Origin of the sequence: Stenotrophomonas sp. I18B00994 (assembly GCF_014145825.1) — a bacterium.
Taxonomy (GTDB): Bacteria; Pseudomonadota; Gammaproteobacteria; order Xanthomonadales; family Xanthomonadaceae; genus Stenotrophomonas; species Stenotrophomonas maltophilia.
The window spans coordinates 201,943-214,226 of sequence record NZ_JACIUW010000003.1; the positions used below are offsets into that span (position 1 = coordinate 201,943).

The window sequence follows — 12,284 nt, forward strand, 5'->3', positions numbered from 1 at the left end:
ATCCTCATGAAACCATCATTGCTTGCCCTGACGGTGATGCTGGCCCTGACCAGTATCTCTGCGGCCTATGCCTCGGACGCCCCGAACTTCAGCGCGTTGCTCGAGCAGAGCAGGGCCCAATCCCCCTTCCTTCAGGAAAAGGGGTTCGACACAGCTGCCGCTGCGGGCGAAGCCCGCCAAGCGCGAGCGCTACGTAACCCCACCATTGATGCCCTCGCAGAGAATCTCAACGCTCCCCCCAGCAATGGCGCGAGCCAGCGGCAGACGACCTACACCATCAGCCAGCCACTCGAGATCTTTGGCCAACGTGGGGCTCGAATCCAGGCGGGAGAGAAAGGGCTGCAGGCGGCCGAAGCTCGCCAGCACCAGGCGCAAGTCGAATTCGCCGCAGCCTTGGCTGTTGCCTACGCGTCTTCCGAAGCTGGGCTGATACGGCGCGACATTGCTGCCGAAGATGTTGATCGCGCCAGAGGCGACCTGAAGGCAGCTCAGGCGCTGGTTGACGCAGGAAAGGAGGCCAGCCTGCGCGTAGCACAAGCCCAGGCAGGCTTGAGCTCAGCAGAAGCGATTGCCGCCTCAAGAGAGGCAGAGGCGGCTGCAGCTCTAGAGCAACTGTCAGTACTGGCGGGAAGAGCGGAACCCTACTCAGGCACGTCCGAGTCACTCCTGGTGCGCGAGTGGGTTGCGCCCGCAATTGCGAACGTCGATTCGGCATCTGTCCTGTCTGCGAAGGCAGACGTCGACGCGAGCGATGCGGTTCTGCGCACTGAACGCTTCAAGCGGGCACCGGACCTGAACCTCACCGCAGGCCGTCGCAACTTCGCCGCCGGTGGGGACGCATTGGTCGTCGGCGTGTCTCTGAGCATCCCATTGTTTGACCGGAACAGTGGCGGGATCAGCGCGGCTCGATCACGGAGCGACGCCGCCCGTGCTCGATTGGATGCCGCACGCCTCCAGAGCCAGGCGGACCGTGCGACTGCGCTTGCGCGTGTTGACGCCGCCAAGCGAGGACTGATCGCTGCCTCCAAGGGAGAGGAAGCAGCCACGGAAGCCTACCGAATGGCGCGCTTGGGATACGAGGCCGGTAGAACCCCACTGGTTGAGCTGCTGCTTAGCCGTCGCACGCTGACGGACGCGAGGCTGAGCGTGGTGGATGCACGACTCGCACGCGTTGCCGCCTACGCATCGCTCGCCGTGGCCAGCGGTCAGATTGCCTTTGGAGACATGTAGATGAAGAGAAGTATTCCGGCTGTTAACACCCTGACGATGATCGGCGTGGCTACCTTGGCGCTTGGCGCAGGATTTGGCATTGCACGCTTATCCGCCCCTTCAGAGACGGTGGTCGACCCCGCGAAAGACGAAGCCAGCGCCAGTGCGCCGGCGGAGGCGGCTCAGGAAGTCGCGATTCCCAAGGAGTATGTTGCCGCTGCGGGGATCTCGGTGGAGCCCGTCACTTCCGCTCAGGTAGCGGCGAACATCACCGCATCGGGTTCGGTCGTGGCAATCCCCGGTGGTGAGGCCGTCGTGGTGGCACGTGCGGCCGGTAACGTCACCGATGTCATCCGGCAGGTGGGCGACAAGGTGAAGAAGGGCGAAGTGCTGGCACGCGTAGCCAGCCCTGATGGGGCCCGTATTGCGGCTGACCTTCGTGTGGCCAGCGCCAGCCTCTCCCTCGCCGAAAAGAACGTCAAGCGCGATGAGTCGTTGCTCGCACAGGGCGTGTTGGCACGACAAGAGGCCGAGGCGAGTCGCGCCGCTTATCTCACAGCGCAAGCAGAAGCACAACGCGCTGCCCTGGTGGCACGCACCGCCAATGTGGATGGAGGAGGTAGCGTCAACGTCATCAGCCCTATCGATGGAACCATCAGCAGCTCGCAAGTGACTCTGGGCGCTTTCGTCGAGCCGCAGGCCTCCCTCTATAGGGTCACAGGTTCCAATGGCGTGGAGATTCAGGCCTCCGTTCGTGCGGGTGACACCGGTCGGATCAAGGCCGGCGACAGCGCGTCCATTACCCGCTCCGACGGAAGCGTCACCTCAGGCAAGGTCCGTTCAGTTGCTGCCGCCGTAGGTGGGCTGACAAGGGCTGCCACAGTCGTAATCACCCCGAGCGCAGAGGCGAACGGATTGGTTGTGGGTGACGGTGTGCAGGTCCGGCTGGTCACCGCTTCCGGATCGGGTGAGGGGCTGTCTGTCTCGGAAGAGGCGGTCCAGAACATCGACGGAAAAGACGTCCTCTTCGTCAGAACCAGTAAGGGGTTCACTGCACAGCCGGTCTTCATTGGCCTCCGTAGCGGTGGTATGGCGCAGATCCTTTCTGGCGTCACTGCGGGAACCCCGGTTGCTACCCGTAATGCGTTTCTGGTGAAGGCCGAGATGAAAAAGTCGGGCGGAGACGAGTAATGATCGAGCAAGTACTTACGGGTGCCGTACGGCACCGCTGGCTGGTTCTGTTCATCACACTGGTGATTGCGGTGATCGGCGGGTGGCAACTGAACCTGCTACCGATCGACGTGACTCCGGATATCACGAACAAGCAGGTCCAGATCAACACCGTCATCCCGACGCTGAGTCCAGTGGAGGTCGAGAAGCGCGTTACCTACCCGATCGAGACCGCGATGGCAGGACTTCGGGGCGTCGCGAACACCCGGTCGTTCTCGCGCAACGGCTTCAGCCAGGTCACGGTGATCTTCGATGAGAGCGCAGACCTCTACTTCATGCGCCAACAGGTCACCGAGCGACTGACTCAGGCTCGGCCCCAGTTGCCGGAGGGTGCCGAACCGCTGATGGGCCCGGTTTCGACCGGGTTGGGCGAAGTATTCCACTACAGCGTTGAATTCACCCACCCAGATGGCAAAGATGCCCCGCGAAATGATGGTAAGCCTGGCTGGCAAAGCGACGGTTCGTTCCTGACTGATCAGGGGGAACGGCTGACGGACAACATGGCACGTCTGGCCTACTTGCGCACAGTCCAGGACTGGATTGTGCGGCCTCAGCTGCGCACGACGCCGGGCGTAGCAGACGTCGACAGCCTCGGCGGCTACGTCAAGGAGTATGTCGTTGAGCCCAATGCGAGCAAGCTCGCAGAGTACGGGTTCTCCTATACCGACCTAGCCGACGCGTTGCAGGATGCCAACCTGTCGGTCGGAGCAGACTACATCCAGAGGTCGGGCGAGTCCTATCTGGTGCGCGCAGACGCCCGCATCCGCTCCGTGGACGAGATTGCCCGTGCCGTTGTGGGCAATCGCAACGGAGTTCCCGTAACAGTGGGAGACGTCGCACGTGTGGTCGTTGACGGTGAGCTCCGCCGCGGTGCCGCCAGCCGCAATGGCTACGAGACCGTCGTTGGCAGCGCACTCATGCTGGTTGGCGCCAACAGCCGAACTGTGGCGGCCGCAGTGGGTGACAAGCTGCAGGAGATCGGCAAGACCATGCCGCCGGGCGTGAGGATTGTTCCCACGCTGGACCGATCCCAGCTGGTTGTCGCAACGATCAAGACCGTCGCCAAGAACCTGGCCGAAGGCGCTCTTCTAGTCGTGGTCATCCTATTTGCATTGCTCGGAAACTGGCGAGCTGCTGTCATTGCTGCATTGGTGATTCCGTTGTCCCTGCTGATCACCGCGATCGGCATGAACAAGCTCGGGATCTCTGGCAACCTGATGAGTCTGGGTGCGCTCGACTTTGGCCTGATCATCGACGGCGCGGTCATCATCGTCGAGAACGCGCTGCGCCGTTTGGCAGAGCGACAGCATGCACTTGGGCGCCCACTCAATCTATCGGAGCGGCTGCATGAAACGATCGCCTCGTCCAAGGAGATGGTCCGCCCGACCGTGTATGGGCAGGCGGTCATCTTCCTGGTCTTCGTGCCATGCCTGACCTTCCAGGGCGTCGAGGGAAAGATGTTCTCCCCGATGGTAATTACCCTGATGCTGGCGCTGGCCTCTGCATTCGTGCTCTCCCTCACTTTCGTTCCGGCGATGGTGGCGGTCATGCTCAAGGGCCACATTTCCGAGAAAGAAGTACGGGTAGTCGCTGCCACCAAGAGCCGCTATCAGCCGATGCTTCGCAGCGCAATCCGCCAACCCATGCCCTACCTGGCCGGTGGTCTTGGCGTCCTGGTGGCCGGCGTTGTGGCCTTTGGCTTTGTGGGTCGGGAGTTCATGCCCACATTGGATGAGCAGAATCTCAACCTGTCCTCCGTTCGCATCCCGTCCACATCGATCGAGCAGTCCGTCGCCATCGACCTTCCTCTTGAGAAGGCACTGATGACGTTGCCGGAGGTACAGACGGTGTACTCCAAGGCCGGTACCGCAAGCCTGGCCGCAGATCCCATGCCGCCCAACGCGTCCGACAACTACGTGATCCTCAAGCCCAAGGACCAATGGCCGGATGGAGTGAAGACCAAAGAGCAGGTGATCGAGAGGATTCGAGAGAAGACAGCCTTTCTTGTTGGTAACAACTATGACGCCACCCAGCCCATCGAGATGCGCTTCAATGAGCTGATCGGCGGCGTTCGTAGCGACGTTGCAGTCAAGATCTATGGCGAAGACCTGACGGCGCTTGCCGGCAGCGCTGACAAGATTGCGAGCGTCCTCAAGAAGATTCCGGGCGCATCGGATGTCCGTGTGGCGCAAACGGGAGGCTTCCCGACCTTTGACATGGCATTCGACCGGGCCGCGATCGCCCGTTACGGACTGACCGTCAAGGAAGTGGCCGACACAGTGTCTGCTGCGCTGGCAGGTCGCATGGCGGGCCAGATCTTCGAAGGTGATCGGCGCTTCGACGTAGTGGTTCGTCTGCCCCGTGTGGACCGCAGCGATCTCGATGTACTGGGAGCCGTTCCGGTCATGCTGCCGCCAGGCAGTCAGGAAGGCCGTCAGTCTGTTCCGCTTCGTGAATTGGTCAGCTTCCGCTTCACGCAGGGTCTGAACGAAGTCAGCCGCGACAATGGCAAACGTCGAATCTATGTGGAAGCGAATGTGGTCGGGCGTGACCTGGGTAGCTTCGTTGACGACGCCAAGGCGGCTATTGGCCAGCAGGTGCAGTTGCCCACCGGTTCCTGGATCGAATGGGGCGGGCAGTTCCAAAATCTGCAGGCAGCAACGAAGCGACTGGCGATCATTGTGCCTCTCTGCTTCATCCTCATTGCGGCCGTCCTCTACATGGCGATTGGCAACGGTTTGCTGACAGGTACGGTACTGACTGCAGTGCCACTTGCTCTGGCCGGTGGATTCTTCGCATTGGCGTTGAGAGGAATCCCCTTCTCGATCTCAGCCGCTGTGGGCTTCATCGCGGTATCTGGTGTCGCGGTGCTCAACGGCCTGGTTCTGATCTCCGCGATCAAGAAACGCCTGCACGAGGGGCTTCCGCCAGATGAGGCGGTCGAACTGGGTGCAATGGAGCGCGTCAGACCGGTTCTTATGACCGCGCTGGTTGCCTCCCTGGGCTTCGTCCCGATGGCGATTGCAACGGGTACGGGCGCCGAAGTGCAGAAGCCACTGGCTACAGTGGTTATCGGGGGTCTTGCCACGGCAACCGTACTGACGCTGTTCGTGCTGCCTGCGCTGTGCGGGCTGGTACTCCGAAGAACTGCACGCAGGAAGGCCGCGGGCATTGAAGACCCCCTGCCGGTACCCGAAGTCGATTGAGCACAAGCCCCTTCCACGGCTTCACGTCCTGCCCTACGGATCGGATTACGATCCGCAGGGCAGCGGCGCTTTCCACTGTTCCATCTAGAGGTGAGCCATGATCGAGGTCCTACGCTTTCCAACATTCAGGAACCTGTTCGCTGCGCAGGTTATCGCGCTGATCGGCACGGGCTTGGCTACCGTGGCGCTCTCTCTTTTGGCCTATGACCTGGCGGGGGCTGAGGCGGGCGCTGTGCTAGGTACGGCTCTGGCAATCAAGATGATTGTCTACGTGCTGTTGGCCCCTCTGTCCGGAGCGATCGTCCCGGCAAATCTACGCAAACCGGTGCTTATTGCCCTCGACCTGGTGCGGGCGGGCGCGGCGCTTTGTCTGCCGTTCGTCAACCAGATCTGGCAGGTGTACCTGCTCATTGCCTTGCTGCAGTCGGCCTCGGCGTGCTTCACCCCTCTGTTCCAGTCGACGATCCCGGAAATCCTGAAGGAGGAACGCGACTACACCCGAGCACTGTCCCTGTCGCGCCTGGCCTATGACCTGGAGAGCCTGCTGAGTCCCGCGTTGGCCGCTGCTCTGCTGACGCTGATCAGCTTCCACGGCCTGTTCGCTGGTACGTCCGTAGGCTTCGTGATATCCGCCATGCTGGTGTTCTCAACTGCATTCCCCTTCGTTGCTCCTTCCCTGAGAAAGGACGGTCCCTACGCCCGCGCGATTCGAGGAATGCGGATCTACCTGAAGACGCCCAGGCTGAAAGGGTTGCTTGCCCTTAATCTGTGTGCGGCCGCCGGCGGCGCCATGGTGTTCGTGAACACTGTCGTCGTGGTGCGCAACGTTCTCGGCGGAGCAGAGTCACAGGTGGCATGGGCGCTGGCAGCTTTCGGTGGCGGTTCGATGCTGACGGCGCTTGTCCTCCCCAAGGTTCTCGATCGGGTGGCTGACAGGCGTGTGATGCTCTCCGCAGCCCTTGCAATGTGCATTGTACTTGTGACCCTCAGTCTTACCTGGCTGCTCTCGCCCTCCTCCATAGGTTGGCCCATCGTGCTCGCCGGCTGGGCATTGTTGGGGATGAGCTATGCGGGGCTGGTGACTCCTGGCGGCAGATTGCTGCGACGATCAGCGGAATCCACCGATCTGCCATTCCTGTTCGCAGCGCAGTTCTCTCTCTCCCACGTGTGTTGGCTGATTGCCTACCCTCTGGCGGGAACCGTGGGTGCGAAGTTTGGAATGCCAGTGGCGATCATGGCACTGGCAGTAGTCGGCATCGCCGGATTCGTGTTCGCCTGGAGAATCTGGCCCGCCCATGACCCGGACGAGATTTCCCACGGTCACGACGATCTGGCTGCGGACCATCCCCACTGGGCGGAACACGCCTCTTCCAACGGCAAGCATTCACATCGGTATGTCATCGACGACGTGCACCCTCGTTGGCCTGGATGACGGAAACTTGAACAAGGGGCGCGAGAGGGCATTTTCACCGCTCGCGCCCGACGTTGTCATATCGACTTTGCCAGAACAAGCCTCTAGTCTTTGCCCGTGCGATCCCTTCGTCTACCAACCAGCGTGCTGTTGCGCAGCTGCATCTTCATGATGCTGGTGGCGAGTCTGCTCGTGCGACCCGTCCTGAATCATCTGGGTGAGCTGCACGGCTTGCAGCACATCGTGCAGGCTGCGGTGGAACATGGTCACCCCCATGTTGGGGTGAGTGATGCCGCAGACCGTGATCTTGAACACGCGGTTGGATTGCACAGCCTGTTGCACCAGGCCGATCTGACGGCTTCTGTAGGCATCTTGGCCAGCCTTGCTGGACCCGCTCGAGTTGATCTGAGCGATATCCATCCCTGGCACCAGCCAGCGGCAGAGCTTCAGCATCATCGCTCATCCCTGTTCAGGCCTCCTATCGCCTGAGACCCAGGCCTCGTGCTCGCACTGAGCAGAGGCTTGGCAGCGCCCGTCCAGTCAATCCTTACTGGACGTTCGTCGCTGCAAGAAATTATTCATTCGTTCCCCGCCCGGACCCCGCTTACGCGCAGTGATCCGTGTGACGTGCCGTGCGCGCCTTCTGCGCACTCGTAGCACGTTGCGCCGGTTCCCAGTGTCGTAGCGGATAGCTTTGGCGGAGGTCCGCTGACCGCATTCGTAGATCCTCATCATGATCCCCAGTTCTGAATCCGGGACGCTCTCGCGCGTCCTTCTCCAACCCCCACTACTGTCGCACTGGCCGCGAACTCTACTCGCACTGCTTTCCCTGTTCATGCTGCTACTCACAGCTGACGGGGCGTTGGCTCACGCGATCGCCGAAGGCGACAAGGGCTACATCCAGGAAATATCTGGAGTAAATCTGATCGCATTCGCCTATCTGGGCGCGAAACACATGGCCACCGGCTATGACCACATCCTGTTCCTCCTGGGCGTGGTGTTCTTCCTGTACCGGATGAAGCATGTCGCGCTGTATGTGACGCTGTTCGCGATCGGGCACTCCACAACGATGCTGCTGGGTGTGCTGTTCAACGTGGGCATCAACAGCTACCTGATCGACGCAATCATTGGTCTGTCTGTGGTCTACAAGGCCTTGGACAATCTGGGCGCCTACCAGCGTTGGTTCGGCTTCCAGCCAAACACAAAGGTTGCGACGTTGATCTTCGGCCTGTTCCACGGCTTTGGTCTGTCAACCAAGATCATCGAGTACGACATCTCACCCGATGGTCTGTTGCCCAACCTGCTTGCGTTCAACGTCGGCGTGGAGATCGGCCAGATCCTCTCGCTTGGCGCGATTCTGATCGCAATGGGCTACTGGCGCCGCACGCCCAGCTTCTTCAAGCACGCCTACACCGCCAATGCCGCCATGCTCTGCGCCGGATTCATTCTGATCGGCATGCAGCTCACTGGCTACTTCGTTTCCTGACTTTCAAGAGAACTACATCATGTACAACAGTAAGCCCGCCGAAGGCGACCTTCCCACCAGCCGCCAGCTGGGACGCACCACCGCAATTGCCGCCGGCATCGCCATCATCCTCCTGGTTGGAGTGGTGATGCCATCTGAGTACGGAATCGATCCCACTGGTGTTGGTCGGGTACTTGGTCTGAAGGAAATGGGGGAGATCAAGGAACAGCTTGCCGAGGAAGCGGCAGCTGACGCTGCGATGGACGCAAAGGCCGCCGAAGACGAGGCAGCCGCCCTGCTGACGCAGGTGTCCACGCAGAACCGTAAGACCGTTGAAGTTGCTCAGAAGCCTGCCGCGAGTAATGCGGCCACCGCTGCCGAATGGCGGGACGAAGAACAGGTTGTCCTGACGCCGGGCCAGGGCACCGAGATCAAGCTCGTCATGAAGGCGGGCGAGCGCGCCAGCTACCAGTGGTCTGTTGAAGGCGGCGTCGTGAACTTCGACACCCACGGAGACGGCGGCGGTCGAGCGATCAGCTATGAGAAGGGTCGAGGGGAAGCCACCAAGCAGGGGGTGCTCCTGGCTGCCTTCGATGGCAACCACGGATGGTTCTGGCGCAACAGGGGCGAGGAGCCCGTAACGCTTCTGCTCCGCACCGGAGGGGAGTACGAGTTGATCAAGAAGATGTAAACCGCAGCGGTGAGCGGTGGCCGGGTGCGCTTAAGGCCCGGCCACCGCCCTATGTGGGGTATTTCCGATGGGCTGCGCCCAGTTTCGGCCCCTCGACAACCCCAGCCAGCCCCGCTTAAGCTAACCCATATGCGTCTTTCCGCCCGCCACGGCCTTGCCCTCAGGATCAGCTTCTTTGCGCTGATGCTGTTGAGTGTCGTTGCGCGGCCGATGGTGATCCAGCTCAGCGAACTGCACGGATTGGAACATGACATCGCAGCAGCGGTGGATCATGGCCATTCACATGCCGGCGGTGCGGGCGACAATCTGGACCCGGATCACGCCACTGGCGCTCATGCGGTACTGCATCAGGCAGACGCGAGTTTCGCTGGAAGCTTGTTCACGCCCCACGTCTACCTGGCTTCACTACCGCTGGCCGGTGAAGTCCATGCTCTGCGACTTCTGAGGGTGCCTGCAGGGCACCCGGCGTCACCCTTCCGACCTCCGATCGTCTGACGACCCTAGCTGCGCTCTAGCAGCCTGAGCGCGCCTCCCGTGTAGCGGGACGCGGCGCGTCGTTCTGACTTTCTTTCCGGAGGCTTCCGTGAAATTCCGTAGTGTGTGGGCGCTGGCTGTTGCCGGCGCCTGCGGTGTGGCCCTTCCTGGCCACGCCGCCGAAGTGCTGCGCCTGGAGGATGCGGTTGCCCGCGCCCTTGGCACTCACCCAAGCGTGCAGGCAGATGCCGCACAAATAGAGGCGACAAAGAACCGTGCGGCGCGAGAGGGCTTAGCAGCCCCGTTGGTGCTCGGCGGAGAACTGGAGAACGTGGCCGGTAGTGGCAGCGTGCGAGGTATGGACGCTGCCGAGGCAACGTTCCGGGTATCCAAGATTCTGGAACTGGGTGGCAAGCGGGCGGCCCGCCAAGCGCTTGGCGGCGCGGAGGTCGATGCAGCCCAGCGAGAGGCTGATGTGACCCGGGTGGCCATCGCCACACGCACCGCTGGTCGATTCATCGACGTGCTTGCGGCGCAGGAGCATGTCGAGCATGCGGAAGAGCGGATTCGTATGGCCCGCGCGCTCCAGCGAGAGGTGGCCCGCTGGGTCTCTGCGGCACGGAACCCGGACTCAGACCTGAGGGCCGCTGAAATCGCCCTGGCCGATGCAGAGCTCAAGCGTGATCAAGCAGTCCAGCGGTTGGAGGCATCGCGCATGGCGCTTGCGTCTTCCTGGGGCTCTTTCACCGCTGACTTCGACACCGTCGCCGGCGATACAAACATCCTCCCCCCGCTGGATGACTACCAGACGCTGTCCGAACGCCTTCAGAACGCGCCACAGCAACGTGCCTTCGATGCCCAGTCCAGAATTCTTGCCGCGCGCCGCGATGTCGCCGTTTCCAGCGCGAAGCCTGACGTGAGTGTTGGATTTGGACTTCGCCGTCTTGAAGCAACGAAGGACAGTGGCTTGGTCATGTCGATCTCGGTTCCCTTGGGAACCCGGCGTCGATCAGCCTACTCGGTATCCGAAGTCGACTACGAACTGAGTGCGCTCAAGTCACGCCGTGAAGCACAAATGTTGGAGCTCAACCAGGAGCTGTTCGGAGTCTATCAACAGCTGCGCCAAGCGCAGTTGGAGGTCACCTCCGTTCGTGAGCGGCAGCTCCCCAAGGCGGAGCAGGCGATGAATCAGAGCCGTCGTGGCTTCGAGGAGGGTCGATTCTCCTATCTCGCATTGAGCCAGGCGCAGAAGACGCTGTTCGACCTTCGTGAGCGCGAAGTCGAGTCCGCCGCACTCTATCTCCGATTGCTGGTCGAGGCAGATCGCCTCACCGCCTCCGCCCAGGATATCCGCCCATGAATCGTTACGCCCTTCTTATGTTGCTTCCGCTGGCACTGGCCGCCTGTGGCGGTGAAAAGCCGGTTGAGAAAGAAGCCGCAGAGTCCACCGCCGCGGCCGGCGACTACGAGCGCGGCCCCAACCGCGGTCGCATGCTCCGCGATGGTGATTTCGCACTTGAAGTCACCGTCTATGAAACCAACACGCCTCCTCAGTTCCGCCTCTACGCCTATCGAAATGACAAGCCGATCTCACCGAATGAGGTGAAGGCAACAATGCAGTTGAAGCGCCTCGACGGTGAGGTCAATGATTTCACTTTCACCGCCGAAAACGACTATCTCGTGGGGAACGGCGAGGTCGTGGAACCTCATTCTTTCGACGTGAAGGCAGACGCAGTGGTAGGAGGAAAGACACACACCTGGTCCTATCAGTCCTATGAGGGCCGTACCACCATCGAGCCAAGCGCTGCCAAGGATGCGGGTGTGGTGGTGGAAGAGGCTACCGCTGGCACTATCCGCGATACGGTCACGCTGATGGGGAACATCGCGGTCAACACTGGCCGCCAGGCCGCCGTCAAAGCACGATTCCCAGGTATTGTCCGCAGCGTGTCGGTCGAGATGGGCCAACGCGTTTCCGCAGGGCAGACGCTGGCGACGGTTGAAGGCAATGACAGCATGCGCACCTACGCGGTGATTGCTCCCTTCAGCGGCATCGTTCTTGCGCGCAACACCAGTGTTGGTGATGTGGCCGCCGACAACACACTGTTCGACGTTGCCGATCTGTCAGAGGTCTGGGTCGATCTACGAGCTCTGGGCACTGACGCCGAGCGTCTCGCTCCAGGTCAAGCAGTGCGGATCCGTTCCGCCACGGGTGCCTTGGAGACTGAAGGTAGGCTCCAAAGCCTGCTTCCGCTGGCAAGCAGCGGCCAAAGCGTGGTTGCGCGCGTGAGTATCCCCAATGGTGACGGCAAGTGGCGTCCAGGAATGGCTGTCTCGGCCGAGGTCATCATTGCCGAGACACCTGTTCCACTGGCCGTCAAAGAGTCAGGGCTCCAGCGATTTCGCGACTTTACCGTCGTATTTGCGCAGGTGGGCGATACCTATGAGGTGCGCATGCTTGAGCTTGGAAAGCGTGATGGCGAGTGGGCAGAGGTTCTTGGCGGACTGAAGCCCGGAACGCGGTACGTCGCCGAGCAGAGCTATCTGATCCGTGCAGACATCGAGAAGTCTGGCGCCAGCCACGACCACTAAGGATCCATC

At 61.4% G+C, this 12,284-nt stretch carries 10 protein-coding genes; 9 read left to right on the forward strand and 1 reads right to left on the reverse strand.

Annotation, left to right across the window (positions count from 1 at the left end):
• The first annotated feature begins 6 nt into the window (after positions 1 to 6).
• From H4O10_RS04650 to H4O10_RS04665, 4 genes are all read left to right on the forward strand, one after another.
• Positions 7 to 1,230: a TolC family protein gene (locus tag H4O10_RS04650; protein WP_146256917.1), complete on the forward strand. Its 1,224-nt coding sequence runs from the start codon at positions 7 to 9 to the stop codon at positions 1,228 to 1,230.
• Positions 1,231 to 2,400, forward strand: coding sequence for an efflux RND transporter periplasmic adaptor subunit (locus H4O10_RS04655; RefSeq protein ID WP_032961315.1), 1,170 nt, complete (start codon positions 1,231 to 1,233; stop codon positions 2,398 to 2,400).
• The gene (locus tag H4O10_RS04660; protein WP_008266162.1) at positions 2,400 to 5,645 is read left to right on the forward strand and encodes a CusA/CzcA family heavy metal efflux RND transporter; all 3,246 of its coding nucleotides are present in this window, start codon (positions 2,400 to 2,402) and stop codon (positions 5,643 to 5,645) included. Before H4O10_RS04655 ends, H4O10_RS04660 begins: the two co-directional genes overlap by 1 nt.
• Before the next feature lie 97 nt (positions 5,646 to 5,742).
• A complete protein-coding gene (locus H4O10_RS04665; protein ID WP_008267238.1) occupies positions 5,743 to 7,077 on the forward strand; it encodes an MFS transporter in 1,335 nt (444 codons plus the stop codon).
• A gap of 111 nt (positions 7,078 to 7,188) precedes the next feature.
• On the opposite strand, the gene H4O10_RS04670 is transcribed toward H4O10_RS04665, so the two are convergent.
• A complete protein-coding gene (locus H4O10_RS04670) occupies positions 7,189 to 7,512 on the reverse strand; it encodes a hypothetical protein (protein ID WP_008264507.1) in 324 nt (107 codons plus the stop codon).
• 379 nt (positions 7,513 to 7,891) lie between these two features.
• Here H4O10_RS04670 and H4O10_RS04675 point away from each other — a divergent pair, with 379 nt between their 5' ends.
• The 5 genes from H4O10_RS04675 to H4O10_RS04695 all read left to right on the forward strand — a co-directional run bounded on the left by H4O10_RS04675 (position 7,892) and on the right by H4O10_RS04695 (position 12,275).
• Complete coding sequence (locus H4O10_RS04675) at positions 7,892 to 8,542, forward strand: HupE/UreJ family protein (RefSeq protein WP_223224807.1); 651 nt, start codon at positions 7,892 to 7,894, stop codon at positions 8,540 to 8,542.
• A gap of 19 nt (positions 8,543 to 8,561) precedes the next feature.
• On the forward strand, positions 8,562 to 9,212 hold the full coding sequence (locus H4O10_RS04680; protein ID WP_008264806.1) for a hypothetical protein: 651 nt from the start codon (positions 8,562 to 8,564) through the stop codon (positions 9,210 to 9,212).
• A 129-nt stretch (positions 9,213 to 9,341) separates the two neighbouring features.
• Entirely contained in the window at positions 9,342 to 9,707 is a 366-nt protein-coding gene (locus H4O10_RS04685) for a hypothetical protein (protein ID WP_075075811.1), read from the forward strand.
• An 88-nt stretch (positions 9,708 to 9,795) separates the two neighbouring features.
• On the forward strand, positions 9,796 to 11,046 hold the full coding sequence (locus H4O10_RS04690; protein WP_075075812.1) for a TolC family protein: 1,251 nt from the start codon (positions 9,796 to 9,798) through the stop codon (positions 11,044 to 11,046).
• On the forward strand, positions 11,043 to 12,275 hold the full coding sequence (locus H4O10_RS04695) for an efflux RND transporter periplasmic adaptor subunit (RefSeq protein ID WP_040006894.1): 1,233 nt from the start codon (positions 11,043 to 11,045) through the stop codon (positions 12,273 to 12,275). The genes H4O10_RS04690 and H4O10_RS04695 overlap by 4 nt, the downstream gene beginning before the upstream one ends.
• Positions 12,276 to 12,284 lie beyond the last annotated feature (9 nt).